The 16,694-nt window shown below is 72.5% G+C and carries 15 protein-coding genes; 10 read left to right on the forward strand and 5 right to left on the reverse strand.

Translation table 11 applies throughout. From position 1 onward, the window contains the following. Positions 1-143: 143 nt before the first annotated feature. Genes LBW97_RS08765 through tkt form a run of 3 tightly spaced genes read right to left on the reverse strand, consistent with a single transcriptional unit; the run spans position 144 to position 5,106 of the window. Entirely contained in the window at positions 144-1,745 is a 1,602-nt protein-coding gene (locus tag LBW97_RS08765; protein WP_224499036.1) for a glucose-6-phosphate isomerase, read from the reverse strand. Continuing rightward, positions 1,742-2,848, reverse strand: a complete 1,107-nt coding sequence (gene tal / locus LBW97_RS08770) for a transaldolase (RefSeq protein WP_224499037.1) — start codon at positions 2,846-2,848, stop codon at positions 1,742-1,744. The genes LBW97_RS08765 and tal overlap by 4 nt, the downstream gene beginning before the upstream one ends. A gap of 44 nt (positions 2,849-2,892) precedes the next feature. Beyond that, positions 2,893-5,106, reverse strand: a complete 2,214-nt coding sequence (tkt, locus tag LBW97_RS08775) for a transketolase (RefSeq protein ID WP_224499038.1) — start codon at positions 5,104-5,106, stop codon at positions 2,893-2,895. A gap of 310 nt (positions 5,107-5,416) precedes the next feature. Between tkt and LBW97_RS08780 the strand changes: the two genes are divergently transcribed. Together LBW97_RS08780 and LBW97_RS08785 are read left to right on the forward strand one after the other, a co-directional pair. Next, positions 5,417-6,349 carry a heme o synthase gene (locus LBW97_RS08780; RefSeq protein WP_224499039.1) on the forward strand — a complete coding sequence of 311 codons (933 nt, stop codon included), beginning with the start codon at positions 5,417-5,419 and terminating at the stop codon, positions 6,347-6,349. Then, positions 6,346-6,627, forward strand: a complete 282-nt coding sequence (locus LBW97_RS08785; protein WP_224499040.1) for a hypothetical protein — start codon at positions 6,346-6,348, stop codon at positions 6,625-6,627. Before LBW97_RS08780 ends, LBW97_RS08785 begins: the two co-directional genes overlap by 4 nt. Positions 6,628-6,805: 178 nt before the next feature. Here the strand turns inward: LBW97_RS08785 and LBW97_RS08790 are convergent, their stop codons facing one another. Further along, positions 6,806-7,750 (reverse strand): heme A synthase, encoded by a 945-nt coding sequence (locus tag LBW97_RS08790; protein ID WP_224499041.1) that lies wholly within the window; start codon positions 7,748-7,750, stop codon positions 6,806-6,808. A 172-nt stretch (positions 7,751-7,922) separates the two neighbouring features. Between LBW97_RS08790 and LBW97_RS08795 the strand changes: the two genes are divergently transcribed. From LBW97_RS08795 to LBW97_RS08830, 8 genes are read left to right on the forward strand one after another with little or no spacing between them, the layout of a single operon-like run. After that, positions 7,923-8,732, forward strand: a complete 810-nt coding sequence (locus tag LBW97_RS08795; RefSeq protein WP_224499042.1) for a metalloregulator ArsR/SmtB family transcription factor — start codon at positions 7,923-7,925, stop codon at positions 8,730-8,732. After that, positions 8,729-10,171 (forward strand): Fe-S cluster assembly protein SufB, encoded by a 1,443-nt coding sequence (gene sufB, locus LBW97_RS08800; RefSeq protein WP_224499043.1) that lies wholly within the window; start codon positions 8,729-8,731, stop codon positions 10,169-10,171. The genes LBW97_RS08795 and sufB overlap by 4 nt, the downstream gene beginning before the upstream one ends. Beyond that, entirely contained in the window at positions 10,171-11,475 is a 1,305-nt protein-coding gene (gene sufD, locus LBW97_RS08805) for a Fe-S cluster assembly protein SufD (RefSeq protein WP_224499044.1), read from the forward strand. The genes sufB and sufD overlap by 1 nt, the downstream gene beginning before the upstream one ends. A gap of 1 nt (position 11,476) precedes the next feature. After that, positions 11,477-11,830, forward strand: coding sequence for a non-heme iron oxygenase ferredoxin subunit (locus tag LBW97_RS08810; protein ID WP_224499045.1), 354 nt, complete (start codon positions 11,477-11,479; stop codon positions 11,828-11,830). Between the two features lie 10 nt (positions 11,831-11,840). After that, entirely contained in the window at positions 11,841-12,611 is a 771-nt protein-coding gene (sufC, locus tag LBW97_RS08815) for a Fe-S cluster assembly ATPase SufC (RefSeq protein ID WP_224499046.1), read from the forward strand. Further along, positions 12,608-13,921, forward strand: a complete 1,314-nt coding sequence (locus tag LBW97_RS08820) for a cysteine desulfurase (protein ID WP_224499047.1) — start codon at positions 12,608-12,610, stop codon at positions 13,919-13,921. Before sufC ends, LBW97_RS08820 begins: the two co-directional genes overlap by 4 nt. A 10-nt stretch (positions 13,922-13,931) precedes the next feature. Then, a complete protein-coding gene (gene sufU / locus LBW97_RS08825) occupies positions 13,932-14,393 on the forward strand; it encodes a Fe-S cluster assembly sulfur transfer protein SufU (RefSeq protein WP_224499048.1) in 462 nt (153 codons plus the stop codon). Continuing rightward, positions 14,390-14,776 (forward strand): metal-sulfur cluster assembly factor, encoded by a 387-nt coding sequence (locus tag LBW97_RS08830; protein ID WP_224499049.1) that lies wholly within the window; start codon positions 14,390-14,392, stop codon positions 14,774-14,776. Before sufU ends, LBW97_RS08830 begins: the two co-directional genes overlap by 4 nt. 44 nt (positions 14,777-14,820) lie before the next feature. Here the strand turns inward: LBW97_RS08830 and LBW97_RS08835 are convergent, their stop codons facing one another. Next, positions 14,821-16,647, reverse strand: a complete 1,827-nt coding sequence (locus LBW97_RS08835; protein ID WP_224499050.1) for an SCO7613 C-terminal domain-containing membrane protein — start codon at positions 16,645-16,647, stop codon at positions 14,821-14,823. Positions 16,648-16,694 lie beyond the last annotated feature (47 nt).

Below are 16,694 nucleotides of genomic sequence, written 5' to 3' on the forward strand. Positions count from 1 at the left end.
GCTCCCGGGTTTCGCGCGGCGGGTGGGTTAAATTCACCCGTCCTCGTGCGCGTCGTGTCCCGCGGTCCGGCCCCGGAGGGCCGGACGACGGTCTGGTTCCTGCGCGGCACGGTCGGGAGCTCCCGGCTGCACCACGCCGACGATCAGCCCAGCGCGGTGAGCAGCTGGCCGATTCCCGCTGCCCGGTCGATGAGGTGCAGGTGGAGCAGCGGACGCTCCCGGTCGGCCAGTGCCTTGCGGTCGCCGGCGGCCTGCGCCGCCTGCAGGGTGCCGAAGGTGTAGGGCTGGTCCGGCACCGGCAGGTCCTCGGACACCGCGCCGGTGAGCTGCAGGAAGGCCCCGACCTGCGGGCCCCCCTTGTGGTATTGGCCGGTCGAGTGCAGGAATCGCGGGCCCCAGCCGAAGGTCACCGCGTGCTCGGTGCGGCGGGCCAGCGCGGCCCGCAGGTCGGCGGCGGAGGCGTCCTGCAGCCGGTCCAGGTAGGCCATGACCGCCAGGTAGCCGCGCGGGGGGACGGCGCCCAGGAGGGCGTCCAGCGCCAGGCGCAGCCCGTCCGACGCCGACAGGTCCACGCCTTCGAGCAGCGAGCCGCTGCCGTGGATCTGCACCGCGCCGATCGTGGCGAGCGGCCGTTCGTCGGGGAGGCCGCCGGCGAGGATCGCCTGGGTGTTCTCCTTGCTCTCGGTCACGTTGGGCTGGTCGAAGGGGTTGATCCCCAGCACCCGCCCCGCCACCGCGGTCGCGTACTCCCAGGCCAGGAACTGGGCACCGAGGGGGCCGGTGACCCCGACCGAGGGGCCGGGCTCCGGAGCCGTGTCGCCGACGAGCCCGAGCAGCACGTCGGGCGCGCCGGCCCCCGGCGCACCGGGGGACTCCAGGACGACGGGCAGGATGCCGCGGCCCAGCTTTCCGGTGGACTCGGCGATCAGCTGCTCGGCCCAGTCGCCGAAGCCCTGGATGGGCGAGCCGTCCGCGTCGGCCAGCGCGAGCTTGTCGCGGCCGTTGCGGAAGGCCGCGCCGAGCGCGATGCCGAGCTGGAGCGCGGCGTTCTCCGGCCGCGCGAGCCCCTCCGCCAGCTCCTCCGCCTCGTCGACCAGCGCGCCGACGTCGGCCCCGGCCAGCGCCGAGGGCACCAGCCCGAACGCCGACAGCGCGCTGTAGCGGCCCCCGACCGTGGGGTCGGCGAGGAAGACGGCGCGGGCTCCCATGGCGGCGGCGGTCTCCGACAGCGGCGAGCCGGGATCGGTGACGACGACGAATCGCGCGCCGATCTGCTTCTCGTCCAGCCCCGCCGCGGCGAAGGCGGCGACGAACGTCCGGCGCTGGCTCTCCGTCTCGACGGTTCCGCCGGACTTGGAGCTGACCACGACGACAGTCCGCTCGAGGTCGGTCATCGCGGCGGCCACCTGGCCGGGGTCGGTGGTGTCGAGCACGACCAGGGGAACCCCGGCGGTCCGGCAGATCACCTCGGGCGCGAGCGACGAGCCGCCCATCCCGCAGAGGACGACGCGGTCGATGCCCTCGGCGGCCAACTCGGCGCGCAGCTCGGCCAGCTGGGCGACCAGCCCGCGCGAGGTCGCCGGCAGGTCCAGCCAGCCCAGCCGGACCGCGGCCTCGCTCTCGGCGTCAGGACCCCACAGCGTGGCGTCCTTGCGGACCAGCCGCGCCGCGACGTCGTCCTCGAGGAGCTGCGCCCGGACCGGCTCGGGCACCTCGAGGCCGGCGGAGGTGACCTCCAGCGTCACGCCTTGTCCTCCAGCTCCGTGCGCACCGACTCGGTGAGCTCGTCCCAGGAGTCGACGAACTTCTGGACCGCTTCTTCCTCGAGCTGCCGGAAGACGTCGTCCAGGTCGACGCCGGCGTCGCTGACGGCCTTCATCACGGCGGCGGCGTCGTCGTAGGACTTCTGCACCGGCGTGCCGGCCGAGCCGTGGTCGGCGTAGGCCATCATCGTCTTCTCGGGCATCGTGTTGACCGTGCCCGGCGCGATGAGCTCGCTGAGGTAGAGCGTGTCCGAGTACTCGGGGTTCTTGACCCCGGTCGAGGCCCACAGCGGCCGCTGCCGGCGGGCGCCCTTCGCCTCCAGGGCCTGCCAGCGCTCGGAGGTGAACACCTCCTCGTAGGCCTGGTAGGCCAGCCGGGCGTTGGCGACGCCGGCCTTGCCCTTGAGCGAGGCGTCCGCCCCGGCCTTGTCGAGGCGCTTGTCGATCTCGGAGTCCACCCGCGACACGAAGAACGACGCCACCGAGTCGAGCGTGGAGAGGTCGGCCTCCGGGTCGTCGGCCAGCCGCTGCTCCAGGCCGGAGAGGTAGGCGTCCATGACGGCGCGGTACCGCTCGAGGCTGAAGATCAAGGTGACGTTGACGCTGATCCCGCGGGCGATCGAGGTGGTGATCGCCCCGAGCCCGGCCTCGGTGGCCGGGATCTTGATGTACAGGTTCGGCCGGTCGACCAGCCACCACAGGTGCGCGGCCTCCGCGGCGGTGGCGTCGGTGTCGTGGGCGAGGCCGGGGGCCACCTCCAGGGACACCCGCCCGTCGCCCGGCTGACGGGCGGCGACCGGGGCGAGCAGGTCGCAGGCGTCCCGGACGTCGGCCGCGGTGATCGTCCGCAGCGCCTCCTCGACGCTCACGTTGCGCACCGCGAGGGCGTGCACCTGGTCGTCGTAGGAGTCCGATCCGCTGATCGCCGCGGCGAAGATCGTGGGGTTGGTGGTGACCCCGACGACCGAGTGCTCGTCGACCAGCGACTGCAGGTTCCCGCTGTGGATCCGGTCGCGGGACAGGTCGTCGAGCCAGACGGCGACCCCCGCCCGGGACAGCTCGGCCAGGTTCTCGTTCTGTGCCATGTCGGCCCCTTTCGGGCTCGGGTGGATCAGTGGCGCCGGCGCGTTCAGCGGTCGCCGGTGGGGGAGTAGAGGCCGCCCGTGGCGGCCACCGGGCCGGCCGGGACGCCGGGACCAGCAGCAGCGGCCTCGATGCTCTCGCGGGCCGCGGCGACGACGGCGTCGTCGGTGAGCCCGAACTCCTCGTACAGGACGCCGTAGGCGGCGCTGGCCCCGTAGTGGGTCAGGCCGACGATCCGTCCGGCGTCCCCGACGAACTCCCGCCAGCCCATGGGCACGCCGGCCTCGACGCTGACGCGGGCGCGGACCGACGGCGGGAGCACCTCGTCCTTGTAGCCCTGCTCCTGCTCGGCGAACCACTCCACGCAGGGAACCGAGACCACGCGGGTCGGGACGCCGTCGGCCTCGAGCCGCTCGCGGGCGGCGACGGCGATCTGCACCTCGGAGCCGGTGCCCAGCAGGATGACCTCGGGGCTGCCGTTCGAGGCGTCGGCCAGCACGTAGGCGCCGCGCGCGGTGCCCTCGGCCGAGCCGCCGGAGGAGCGGTCGAACACCGGCAGGTTCTGCCGCGAGAGCAGCAGGCCCGCGGGGCGGTCGTTGTTCTCCAGGATCGTGCGCCAGGCGACGGCAACCTCGTTGGCGTCGGCCGGCCGGACGACGTCGAGACCCGGCATGGCGCGCAGCGCCGCGAAGTGCTCGATCGGCTGGTGCGTCGGGCCGTCCTCGCCGAGACCGATCGAGTCGTGCGTCCACACGTAGGTGACCGGCAGCTGCATGAGCGCGGCCAGCCGCACGGCTCCGCGCATGTAGTCGGAGAAGGTGAGGAACGTGCCGCCGTAGACGCGGGTGCCGCCGTGCAGGGCGATCCCGTTCATGATCGCGCCCATGGCGTGCTCGCGGACGCCGAAGTGCAGCGTGCGGCCGTAGGGGCCACCGGTCCACGCCTTGGTCTGGCGGTCGGCCGGCAGGAACGACGGCTCGCCCTTGACGGCGGTGTTGTTGCTCTCCGCGAGGTCGGCCGAACCGCCCCAGAGCTCGGGCAGGGCCGGGTACACCGCGGCGAGCACCTCGCCGGAGGCCTTGCGGGTGGCGACGCCCTTGGGGTCGGCGTCCCAGCTCGGCAGCTTCTCCTGCCAGCCCGCGGCGAGGGTCCGGGTGCTCATGCGCTCGAGCAGCGCGGCGCCCTCGGGGTTGGCCTTCTGCCACGCGGCGAACTGCTCGTCCCACTGCGCGCGCAGCTCGCGACCGCGGTCGACCACCGAGCGGGCGTGGGTCAGGACGTCGTCGTCGACCTGGAACGTCTGCTCCGGGTCGAAGCCCAGGATCTCCTTGGTGGCGCGCACCTCGTCCTCGCCGAGGGCCGAGCCGTGCGAGGCGCCGGTGTTCTGCTTGGTCGGGGCCGGCCAGGCGATGATCGTGCGCAGCACGATGATCGAGGGCCGCCCGGTCTCCGCCTTGGCGGCGGCGAAGGCGGCGTCGACGGCGGCCAGGTCCTCGCCGTCGTCCACGCGCTGGACGTGCCAGCCGTAGGCCTCGTACCGCTTGCCGACGTCCTCGGTGAAGGCGACCGTGGTGTCGTCCTCGATGGAGATCTTGTTGTCGTCGTAGACGAGGACGAGGTTGCCCAACCGCTGCGTGCCGGCCAGGGACGACGCCTCGGCCGAGACGCCCTCCTCCAGGTCGCCGTCGGAGCAGAAGGCCCAGATGGTGTGGTCGAACAGGCTCTCGCCCTCGGGGGCGTCGGGGTCGAGCATGCCGCGCTCGCGGCGGGCGGCCATGGCCATGCCGACGGCGTTGCCGACGCCCTGGCCCAGCGGGCCGGTCGTGGTCTCGACGCCGGGGGTGTGGTTGACCTCGGGGTGGCCCGGGGTCTTCGAGCCCCAGGTGCGCAGGGCCTTGAGGTCGTCGAGCTCCAGGCCGTAGCCGGACAGGAAGAGCTGGACGTAGAGGGTGAGGCTGGAGTGGCCCATCGACAGGATGAACCGGTCGCGGGCGGTCCACTGCGGGTCGCTCGGGTCGTGCTTCAGCCACTTGTGGAACAGCAGGTAGGCGGTGGGCGCCATGCTCATCGCAGTGCCGGGGTGGCCGTTGCCGACCTTCTGGACCGCGTCCATCGCCAGGATCCGGGCGGTGTCGATCGCACGGCGGTCGAGGTCGCCGAAGTCGGCGGGCAGGGTGGGCCGCGGCTGCGACGGGTTTCCGGTGGGCGCGTCGGTCGCGGCCTCGGCCGGGGCTTCCGCCTCTGTGCTGCGCGTGTCCATCTGGTCGCTGTCTCCCTCGAGGTTGGCCTGGCGATGCACCCGGGACGGGTGGTCGGCCGCCGGTGGACGGGGAACGCCGAGCGGCGTCGCCCCGCACCCTGAGCAGGCGGGGGGCACCACCGAAGTCGTCGGCCGAGCCCCTACCCGCTGCGCCCGCAGCATCAACGCGATCAACCCTAGTCATCCGAGGTCACGGCGCGCGCCTGGCTCGATCGGGGGCCGGGCTACCATGGGCCACGTTCCTCCCCCCGGTTCGAAGGGATCCCGTGGTGCCCTGCTGCCCGCGCGCGACCGCGCACGAGGGCACCCGGTGACGGCGCTGTCCGAGCGTCCCGCCGACCCTGCTCCCCGCCTCGCCACCCGCCTCCGGGCGCGGATCGGCGCCTACGTCGGCCTCACCAAGCCGCGGATCATCGAGCTGCTGCTGATCACCACGGTGCCGGCGATGATGGTGGCCGACCAGGGCTGGCCGTCGCTGTCACTGCTGTTCTGGACGCTGCTCGGCGGCACCTTCGCGGCCGGCGCGGCCAACGTCTTCAACTGCTACTTCGACCGCGACATCGACCGGTTGATGGAGCGCACGCAGAAGCGCCCCCTGGTCACCGGTGAGGTGACCCCGCGCGCGGCGCTGATCTTCGGGTTCGTCCTCACGATCAGCTCGATCGTCCTGCTCCTGGTGACGACGACGCCGCTGGCCGCGGCGCTCGCGGCGGCGGCGATCTTCTACTACGCCGTCCTCTACACGATGGTGTTCAAGCGGCACACCCGCCGCAGCACCGAGTGGGGCGGCGTGCCCGGTGCGGCGCCGGTGCTCATCGGCTGGGCCGCCGTCACCGGATCCCTGGACTGGCCGGCGGTCGTCATCTTCGGTGTCGTCTTCTGCTGGCAGATGCCGCACTTCTGGGCGCTGGCGCTGCGGTTCAAGGACGACTACGCGCGGGCCGACGTCCCGATGCTGCCGGTGGTCACCACCGCGCTCTCGGTCGGCCGGCAGTCGGTCGCCTGGGCCTGGGCGACGTTCGCCGTCTCGCTGCTGCTCTGGCCGGTCGGCGCGGAGTACGGCATCGGGCTCGGCTACGCGATCCCGGCGGCCCTGCTCGGCGGCTGGTTCGTCGTGGAGTCGCACCGGCTGCTCTCGCGGATCAAGCGCGGCGGGGACTTCAAGCCCATGACGCTGTTCCACGTCTCGATCTCGTACCTGTCGCTGCTCTCCGTCGCGATCATCGTCGACGCCATCGTGTGAGCAGGAGCGACCTCGCCAACGCCCGGATGGGGCAGCTGGTCGGCGCCGACCGGCGCACCTACTCGATGACCGGGGTCGCGCTCGAGCGGGCCGAGATCGAGGCGCTGATCGAAGGCGGCTGCCCCGTCGTCACGTACCTGCCGGGCGGCCGCCTCCTCTGGCACGACGAGGCCGACGCCCGGCCGGCCTGGGCGGATGCGCGCAGGGAGCGGTTCAGCGCCGGTCGCTGGGAGGCCGCCGACGGTTCACCGCTCGTGGTCCTCGTCCTGCACGACTGACACTGCGCCGGGGCAGCCGTCCTCTTGCGCGTGCGGGTTGCCATCCGGTCGGGGATTCGCGCGCGGAGGCGTGAGCGGGCGGTTCGCGCTCGTCGGATCACCCGCCGGGAGCAGTGTGCGCGGGTGGCTGCTTCCTGCGCCCGAACCAACCCTGAGCGCACATCGCCCACGGGGGACGTCAGCGGGTCGCGGCCGCCTGCTCCTCGCGTGCCTCGAGCGGCAGGTCCGATGCGGGGCCGCGCACCGACCACACGAGGCGGGCGGCGAAGGCCGTGGTGAGCACGGCGCCCAGCATGTGCAGCAGCACCAGCGCGATCGGCAGGTCGGTGAAGTACTGCACGTAGCCGACCACGCCCTGCGCCAGCTCGACGATCAGCAGGTCCCGGGCGGCCCGGCGCACGCGGTCGGGAGCGTCCGTCGCGTAGAGCGCGACCAGCATCGCGATGGTCAGCCCGACGAGCAGGAAGACGACGTCGGCGTGCAGCTGGCTCATCAGCTCGGGATCGAAGCCGATGCGGTCGCCGGTCGGGACGTCGGCGTCGTCGACGTCGCCGCTGTGCGGTCCGCTGCCGGTGACGATCGTGCCGAGCACGAGGACCCCGGCGGTCGCGGCGGCGATGCCCCAGGTCAGCAGCACGAAGGGGCGGCGCAGCAGCGGCGAGCCGACGCCGGGCTCGCGGGAGCGGAGCCAGAGCGTCGTGGACAGCGCGACCAGCACGGCGGAGACGAGGAAGTGCGCGGCCACCGTCCAGGGGTTCAGGCCGGTGAGCACCGTGACCCCGCCGAGCAGCGCCTGGGCCGGGATGCCGAGGAAGGTCACCACGGCGAGCGGCCGGAGGTCGCGGCGGGTCGAGCGCCACACAGCGACGACGGTCGCGATCGCGATCGCGGCGAGCACGAAGGTGAGCAGCCGGTTCCCGAACTCGATCACGCCGTGCCCGGCCAGCTCCGGCGTCGCGACGAAGCTCTCGGTGGTGCAGCGCGGCCATGTCGGGCATCCGAGTCCGGAGCCGGTCAGCCGGACCGCGCCGCCGGTGACGACGATCAGCCCGTTGGCGACGGCGTTGGCCAGGGCCAGGCGGGAGATGGTGGTCGCGGAGAACGCAGCGGGCAGGAGCGGCACGCGCCGATGGTATTCGCCGGAGCAGGCTCGACCGGTCCGGAGGCAGTGGGAACCGCGCGGGGGAGAGGGCGGTCACGCAGCTGCGGTGAGCCTGATCACGAAGACGTGCCAGGACCTCCCTTCTTAGGTCGACCTTGGTTGCACGACCTCTGAAATAGGACACACTCGTGTTGTGGAATCCCTCGCGGCTCAGTCCCGGCCGTCGGCGACAGCCGACGACGGGCGCACCCGCGACCGCGTGAGCGGCCTGCTCCTGGAGCACGGTCCGCAGACCGCGACCGAGCTGGCCGCCCGCCTCGGGATCTCGCCGGCCGCCGTCCGCCGGCACCTCGACGCCCTGGTCGCCACCGGCCGGGTCGAGGAGCGGCAGGTGCGTGACGCCCACCGCGGCCGGGGTCGCCCCGCCCGCCGGTTCCACCTCACCGACTCCGGCCGCTCGGCCTTTCCGCACGCCTACGACGACCTGGCGCTGACCGCGCTGCGGTACGTCGCCGGCGTGGGTGGGCCGGACGCCGTCCGCGCCGTCGCCGAGCAGCAGCTCGCCGGCCTGGAGGCCCGCGCCTCCAGCGCCGTGGAGCAGGCGGTCAGTGCGCGGCCCGGCGAGACGGTCGACCGTGCCCAGGCACTCGCCGCCGCGCTGACGGCCGAGGGCTACGCTGCCACGGCCTCGGCGCTGTCCGGCGGAGGGCAGCTCTGCCAGCACCACTGCCCGGTGGCGCACGTGGCAGCCGAGTTCCCCCAGCTGTGCGAAGCCGAGACGGCGGTGATCGGCCGGCTCGTGGGCACCCACGTGCAGCGGCTGGCGACGATCGCCCACGGCGACGGGATCTGCACCACACACATTCCCGGCGCGGTGCGCCCGGGGAACAGAACGACCCCTGCACGCCCTGTACGTGGTGAGCGAGCAGCGCAGCACTCCGCGCGCGCCGCGTCGTCCACCAGCACCACCCCCACGAACGACCGGGAGAGGACGCCCGCATGACCAGCACGCAGCAGCCCGCAGCGGCCACGCAGCTGACGCAGGACGAGCAGATCGAGCAGCTCGGCCGCTACGAGTACGGCTGGGCGGACGCCGACGTCGCCGGCGCCTCCGCGCGCCGCGGCGTCGACGAGGACGTCGTCCGCGACATCTCGCGCCGCAAGAGCGAGCCCGAGTGGATGCTCGAGCGCCGTCTCAAGGCCCTGAAGCTCTTCGAGCGCAAGCCGATGCCCGACTGGGGTTCCGACCTCTCCGGGATCGACTTCCAGAACATCAAGTACTTCGTGCGCTCCACCGAGGCCCAGGCGACCTCGTGGGAGGACCTGCCCGACGACATCAAGAACACCTACGACCGGCTCGGCATCCCGGAGGCGGAGAAGCAGCGCCTCGTCTCGGGCGTCGCCGCCCAGTACGAGTCCGAGGTCGTGTACCACCAGATCCAGAAGGAGCTCGAGGACCAGGGCGTGCTCTTCCTGGACACCGACTCCGCACTGAAGGAGCACCCGGAGATCTTCCGGGAGTACTTCGGCTCGGTGATCCCCTCCGGTGACAACAAGTTCGCCGCGCTGAACACCGCGACCTGGTCCGGTGGCTCCTTCATCTACGTGCCGCCGGGCGTGCACGTCGAGATCCCGCTGCAGGCCTACTTCCGGATCAACACCGAGAACATGGGCCAGTTCGAGCGGACGCTGATCATCGTCGACGAGGGCGCCTACGTGCACTACGTCGAGGGCTGCACCGCGCCGATCTACAAGTCGGACTCGCTGCACTCCGCGGTCGTCGAGATCATCGTCAAGAAGAACGCGCGCTGCCGGTACACGACCATCCAGAACTGGTCGAACAACGTCTACAACCTGGTCACCAAGCGGGCCGTGGCCCACGAGGGCGCGACCATGGAGTGGGTCGACGGCAACCTCGGCTCCAAGGTGACGATGAAGTACCCGGCCGTCTGGATGACCGGCGAGCACGCCAAGGGCGAGGTCCTCTCGATCGCCTTCGCGGGCGAGGGCCAGCACCAGGACGCCGGCGCCAAGATGGTGCACGCCGCCCCCCACACCTCCTCGACCATCGTGTCGAAGTCGGTGGCCCGTGGCGGTGGCCGCACCTCCTACCGCGGCCTGGTCCAGGTCGACGAGGGCGCCTACGGCTCCAAGTCGACGGTGAAGTGCGACGCGCTCCTGGTCGACACGATCAGCCGCTCGGACACCTACCCCTACGTCGACGTCCGCGAGGACGACGTCTCGATGGGTCACGAGGCCACCGTCTCCCGCGTCAGCGACGACCAGCTCTTCTACCTGATGAGCCGCGGTCTGACCGAGGACGAGGCCATGGCCATGGTCGTGCGCGGCTTCGTCGAGCCGATCGCCCGTGAGCTCCCCATGGAGTACGCCCTCGAGCTCAACCGGCTCATCGAGCTGCAGATGGAAGGTGCCGTCGGCTGATGACCGACCAGAACACCAGCACGACCGACCTCACCACCCAGCCGGCCACCCTCGCCTCGGAGCTCTTCGCTCCGGGCGTGGGTGCCCAGGCGGGCCCGCCGACCACCCCGGCCGACTCGACCGACGTCGCCCCGGGTGCGCACTCGCACGGTGGCCCGGCTCCGACCGGTTCACCGGCCGAACGGTTCACCTCGACCGACCCGGACGCCTTCGGCGTGCCGACCGGTCGCGAGGAGACGTGGCGCTTCACGCCGATGAAGCGGATCAAGCCGCTGCTCGACGGTGCGGCCTCGAGCGCGTTGCTCGGCTGGACGACGGATCTGCCCGAGGGCGTCGAGCTCGTCCGCGTGGACGCCGGTGACCCGCTGATCAAGGGCCTGCCCGACCCGGTCGACCGGCTCGCCGCGCTGACCCGCCAGAACGCCGACGGCGCCGACGTGGTCCGCGTGGCCAAGGAGGCCCAGCTCGACCGTCCGGTCACGCTCGGTCTCGCCGGCACCGGCTCCGATGACGTCGTCTGGGGTCAGCTTGTGGTCGAGGTCGGCGCGTTCGCCAAGGCGACCGTCGTCCTGGACCACACCGGCCTGGCCCGCTACTCCGGTGGCGTCTCGGTCCTCGTCGGCGACGGCGCGCAGGTCACCCTCGTGTCGGTGCAGGACTGGGCGCCGGGTGCCGTGCACGGCGGTCAGTACGACGCCGTCGTCGGCCGCGACGCGACCTTCAAGCAGGTCGTGGTCACCCTCGGCGGCGACGTCGTCCGCCTGGTCAGCAACGTGCAGTACACCGGCCCCGGCGGTCGCGCGGACCTCTTCGGCGTCTACTTCTCCGACGAGACGCAGCACCAGGAGCACCGCCTCTGGGTCGACCACGCCGTTCCGAACTGCACCAGCAACGTGCTCTACAAGGGCGCGCTGCAGGGCGAGGGCGCGCGCTCGGTCTGGATCGGCGACGTCCGCATCCGCCCGGCGGCCACCGGCACCGAGACCTACGAGCTCAACCGGAACCTGGTGCTCACCGACGGCGCCCGCGCCGACTCGGTGCCGAACCTGGAGATCGAGACCGGCGAGATCGTCTCCGCCGGCCACGCCAGCGCCACCGGCCGGTTCGACGACGAGCAGCTGTTCTACCTCTGCTCGCGCGGCATCGACGCCGAGACCGCCCGCCGCCTGGTGGTCCGCGGCTTCTTCGCCGACGTCGTCCAGCACATCGGCGTGGACGAGCTGCAGGACCGCCTGATGGCCACCATCGACGCGCGTCTCGGCGCCCTCCCGGGTCTGGACGAGCAGCCGGTCGAGGTCGCCTGACATGGCGTTCGAGCGGATCTGCGCGCTCTCCCAGGTCCCCGAGAACGGGGCCCTGCGGGTGGAGCTGGCGGACGTCGACGTCGCCGTCGTCCGCTACGAGGGCTCGGTCTATGCGATCCAGGACCTCTGCTCGCACGCCGAGGTCCCTCTCTCCGAGGGTGACGTCGAGACCTTCGACGGCGCCCCCACCATCGAGTGCTGGCTGCACGGGTCGTGCTTCGACCTGCGCACCGGCGAGCCCACCAACCTGCCGGCCACCGAGCCGGTCGACGTCTACCCCGTCCGCGTGGAAGGGGAGGACGTGCTCGTCGACACCGAGTCCGACGGCCGCCTCCCGCTCGCGGCCGGCAGCTGAAGGAGAAGAAGTGTCCGTTCTGGAGATCCGCGACCTGCACGTCACGGTCGGCGAGGGTGACGACACCAAGGAGATCCTCCGTGGCGTCGACCTGACCGTCCGCTCGGGCGAGACGCACGCGATCATGGGCCCGAACGGGTCGGGCAAGTCGACCCTGGCCTACTCGATCGCGGGCCACCCGAAGTACACGATCACCGGCGGGACCGTCACGCTCGACGGCGAGGACGTCCTCGCGATGAGCGTCGACGAGCGCGCCCGCGCCGGCCTGTTCCTGGCCATGCAGTACCCGGTCGAGGTCCCCGGCGTCTCGGTGTCGAACTTCCTGCGCACCGCCGCCACCGCGATCAAGGGCGAGGCCCCCAAGCTCCGCACCTGGGTCAAGGACGTCAAGACCGAGATGGCCGGCCTGGAGATGGACTCCGCGTTCGCCGAGCGGAACGTCAACGAGGGCTTCTCCGGCGGTGAGAAGAAGCGCCACGAGATCCTGCAGATGCGCCTGCTCAAGCCGGGCATCGCGATCCTCGACGAGACCGACTCCGGCCTCGACGTCGACGCCCTCCGCGTGGTCTCCGAAGGCGTGAACCGCAGCCGTGAGGACAGCGACGTCGGCGTCCTGCTGATCACGCACTACACGCGGATCCTGAAGTACATCAAGCCCGACTTCGTGCACGTCTTCGTCGCCGGCAAGATCGTCGACGAGGGTGGTCCGGAGCTCGCCGCCAAGCTCGAGGACGAGGGCTACGCCGCCTACGTCAAGCCCGCGGAGGTCGCACAGGCATGACCCAGACCGCCTCGCGTCCCGATGCCGGGGCGCAGCGAGCGCCCCTGCCTCTGGACGTCGAGGTGATCCGGGCCGACTTCCCGATCCTGACCCGCACGGTCCGGGACGGGAAGCGCCTGGTCTACCTCGACTCGGGGGCGACCTCCCAGAAGCCGCGTCAGGTGCTCGACGCCGAGCGCTGGTTCTACGAGAACGTGAACGCCGCGCCGCACCGGGGAGCCCACCAGCTCGCCGAGGAGGCCACCGGCGCCTACGAGGAGGCCCGGGCGAAGATCGGCTCGTTCATCGGGGCTCCCGAGACCGAGATCGTCTTCACCCGGAACACCACCGAGGCGATCAACCTCGTGGCCTACGCGCTCTCCAACGCCGCGACCGCGAAGGAGCCGGACTTCCGGACCTACGCCGTCGGCCAGGGTGACGAGATCGTGGTCACCGAGATGGAGCACCACGCCAACCTGCTGCCCTGGCAGCAGCTGTGCGAGCGGACGGGTGCGACCCTGCGCTGGCTCGGGCTCACCGATGACGGCCGGCTGGACCTCTCGGACCTCGACACGGTGGTCAACGAGCGGACCAAGCTCGTCTCGGTCACCCAGCAGTCGAACATCCTCGGCACGATCAACCCGATCGCTCCGATCGTGGCGCGGGCCCGCGAGGTCGGCGCCCTGGTCATGGTCGACGGCGCCCAATCGGTGCCGCACCAGCCGATCGACGTGGCCGAGCTCGGCGCGGACTTCCTGGTGTTCTCCGGGCACAAGATGCTCGGGCCCACCGGCGTCGGCGTGCTGTGGGGCCGCTACGAGGTGCTCGACAAGCTGCCGCCGTTCCTCACCGGTGGCTCGATGATCGAGGTCGTGCGCATGGAGGGCTCCACCTTCATGCCGCCGCCGCAGCGCTTCGAGGCCGGTGTCCCGATGACCGCGCAGGTGGTCGGGCTCGGTGCGGCCGTCGACTACCTCCAGGCCCTGGGCATGGACACGGTCGAGGAGCACGAGAAGGCGCTCACGGCCTACGCGTTGGAGAAGCTGGCCGAGATCCCCGGCGTCACGGTGATCGGCCCGCCCGACACCGTGGCCCGCGGGGGAGCGATCTCCTTCACCGTCGAGGACATCCACCCGCACGACGTGGGCCAGGTGCTCGACGACCTCGGCATCGCCGTGCGCGTGGGGCACCACTGCGCCTGGCCGGTGGTGCGCCGCTACGGCGTTCCGGCCACCACCCGGGCCACGTTCTACGTGCACACCGGCTACGACGACATCGACGCGCTGGCGGACGGAATTCGCGCGGCCCAGAAGTTCTTCGGAACTGTGTGAGGCGCGTCTGATGCAGCTGGAATCGATGTACCAGGAGATCATCCTGGACCACTACAAGAACCCGCACGGGCGCGGTCTCCGCGACCCGTTCGACGCCGAGGTGCACCACGTCAACCCGACCTGCGGTGACGAGATCACCCTGCGGGTGAAGATCGACGGCGACACGATCGCCGACGTCTCCTACGAGGGCATGGGCTGCTCCATCAGCCAGGCCTCGATCTCGGCCATGTACGACCTGGTGGTCGGCAAGTCGGTGTCCGAGGCGCTGGGCACCGGCGAGCACTTCATGACCCTGATGCAGGCGAAGGGCGACCCCGCGGTCGCCGAGAAGCTCGAGGACGAGCTGGAGGACGCCGTCGCGTTCGCCGGCGTGTCCAAGTACCCCGCGCGCGTCAAGTGCGCCCTGCTCAGCTGGATGGCGTTGAAGGACGCGTCCGCCCGCGCAGTGTCGACGGCTGGAGGCCAGTCATGAGCGAGACCACCGAGAACCCGACCACTGCCGAGACCTCGGGGGAGCTGCCGGCCTACAAGTCGGCGCTGCTCGAGGACCTCGAGGAGGCCATGCGCGACGTCGTCGACCCGGAGCTGGGCGTCAACGTCGTCGACCTGGGCCTCGTCTACGGCCTCGACGTCGACGAGTCGAACGTCGCGATCATCGACATGACGCTGACCTCGGCGGCCTGCCCGCTGACCGACGTCATCGAGGACCAGGCCCGTCAGGCCCTGACCGGCGGCCCCGGCCCCGGCCTGGTGGACGACATCCGGATCAACTGGGTCTGGATGCCGCCGTGGGGCCCGGACAAGATCACCGACGACGGTCGCGAGCAGCTCCGCGCGCTCGGCTTCCGCGTCTGATGAAGGACCTCGCTGCCCCCCAGCAGCGAGGCCGCTCCAGCACGTCACCTTAGGTCGGCCAGGCGCGCGGCGAAGCCGGCGACCGGCCGGTGCTCGCGGAGCATGCCGATGACCAGCAGGATGCTGCCGGCGATCAGCACGGCCGCCCCTGGCCAGGGCAGCGACCGCGCGGCCAGACCGAGCGCGAGCGCCAGCGCGGTGACGGCGCCGACGAGCAGCGGCGCGCGCAGCCCCGCCCGGCCGCCCGCCACCATCGCCACGGCGGCGGCTCCGAGCACCAGCACCACGCGGAGGAGTTCGGCGGAAGCGATGGCGAGCACGGTGGACGGCGCTGCCGCCACCACCAGAGCCGGGCCCCACGTGGGCCAGGACGCCTTCCGGAGCAGACCTCGCCCCGAGGCCAGCAGGAGCCCCGCGGCTGCGGGCAGGCTGTACGCCTCCACCGCGCCCAGGCCTGCGTCGGCGGCGGCGATCCAGCCGGCCAGCACGAGCTGGACCGCGCCCACCCGCCAGGCGGTCGTCGCGTCCTCGGCTGCGTCCGCGGCGGTGCCGGGGCCTCCGGTCCACCAGGCCCAGGCCAGCGTGACCGCGCCCTGGACGGCGAGGTGGACGGCGATCGGTCCGGCAGCGCCCTGGGTCACGAGCACGCCCACCGCGATGGCGGCGACCGCAGCTCCGGCGACCGCGGTGGCCCGGCGGGAGTCCCGGTCCAGCCGGGCGGTCGTCGCCAGCGCCAGCACGTAGAGCCCGGTCAGCAGCACGGCGACGGCGCTGGGGGAGGCCCACCCGTCGGGAAGACCCAGCAGCGCGGCGCCGGCGAGGCAGCCGAGCGCGGTCGGCGCGGCCACCGGCCGGTCGTCCCTGCGGAGGACGGCCACCCAGACGGTCGGCACGGCGGTGAGCAGGAGCAGCAGCGCGATCTCCGACCAGTGCCGGCCGTCGACCAGCCGGGCGATGGAGAGGACCGCGAGCAGCACGCCCCCCGTGAGGGCGACGGGCAGGAGCAGTCCGCGCCGCCAGCCGGAGAGCTCGGCGGCAGCGGCCGCCGCCACCAGGACGCCGGCGAAGCCGGCCACCGCGACGGCGACGGGGCCGCCGGCGGAGCAGGCGCCGGTGACGGCGGCCGCGGTTCCCGCCCCGGCCACGACCGGCACCAGGCGGGGTGGTCCCAGCAGCACGTCCAGCGGTCGGCGCAACCGTGCGAGCAGCAACCCGCCGGCGGCCGCGGCGACCAGCGCCGTCGCGAGCCATCGTCCGGCGCCGGATCCGGTCCACGCCTCGACGGACCCGCCCAGCACCCCGGCGGCGAACCACGGCGCGGTCGTCGCCATCGTCAGCCGGCCGACGAGCGGCCGTCCCCACAGGGCGGTGCCGAGGCCCACCACGGCGACGCCGAGGAAGAGCTCGGTGCGCAGGAACCCCGGCACGAGGTCCAGCGACCGCAGCACGGCGACCTGACCGGCTGCCCAGGCGGCCAGCGGCCAGGCTGCCGGCCACCAGGTCGCCTTCGACCGGATCGCCGTGCTGCGGGAGAACACGTGGAGGCCCAGGTAGACGCCCGCGAGGCAGAGGGGGACCAGTGCGTCCCCGGTTGCCGGCGAGCCCACGAGGTCGCTGCCGCCCAGGCCCAGCCCGGCGGCGCTGGCCGCGAAGGTCTCGGCGGAGCTGCGCAGCCCTGCCCGGTGGGCGCGCACCGAGACGCCGGCGGCGACGGCGGCCAGCGCGAGCACCAGCCCCCGCACGACCGGCCCGCCGTGGGCCGAGGCGAGGGTCGCGCCGGCGCTGACCAGCAGGACGGCGCCGACGGCCAGGAGCACCTGCGGGGGCTTCGTCCGATAGGGGAGCGGTGGAACCGTTGCCGGCTGACCCATGACGACCCCCTTTTCGTTGCGTCGCGACGTCCCACCGTAGGGCGGGG

Source organism: Blastococcus sp. LR1, from assembly GCF_020166105.1.
Taxonomy (GTDB): Bacteria; Actinomycetota; Actinomycetes; order Mycobacteriales; family Geodermatophilaceae; genus Blastococcus.

What these genes read in the sequence shown, in the direction of transcription:
- tal (WP_224499037.1), bottom strand. Translation starts at nt 2,848, where the DNA reads ATGGCACAGAACGAGAACCTGGCCGAGCTGTCCCGGGCGGGGGTCGCC.
- tkt (WP_224499038.1), bottom strand. Translation starts at nt 5,106, where the DNA reads ATGGACACGCGCAGCACAGAGGCGGAAGCCCCGGCCGAGGCCGCGACC.
- sufB (WP_224499043.1), top strand. Translation starts at nt 8,729, where the DNA reads ATGACCAGCACGCAGCAGCCCGCAGCGGCCACGCAGCTGACGCAGGAC.
- sufD (WP_224499044.1), top strand. Translation starts at nt 10,171, where the DNA reads ATGACCGACCAGAACACCAGCACGACCGACCTCACCACCCAGCCGGCC.
- LBW97_RS08810 (WP_224499045.1), top strand. Translation starts at nt 11,477, where the DNA reads ATGGCGTTCGAGCGGATCTGCGCGCTCTCCCAGGTCCCCGAGAACGGG.
- LBW97_RS08820 (WP_224499047.1), top strand. Translation starts at nt 12,608, where the DNA reads ATGACCCAGACCGCCTCGCGTCCCGATGCCGGGGCGCAGCGAGCGCCC.
- sufU (WP_224499048.1), top strand. Translation starts at nt 13,932, where the DNA reads ATGCAGCTGGAATCGATGTACCAGGAGATCATCCTGGACCACTACAAG.
- LBW97_RS08830 (WP_224499049.1), top strand. Translation starts at nt 14,390, where the DNA reads ATGAGCGAGACCACCGAGAACCCGACCACTGCCGAGACCTCGGGGGAG.
- LBW97_RS08835 (WP_224499050.1), bottom strand. Translation starts at nt 16,647, where the DNA reads ATGGGTCAGCCGGCAACGGTTCCACCGCTCCCCTATCGGACGAAGCCC.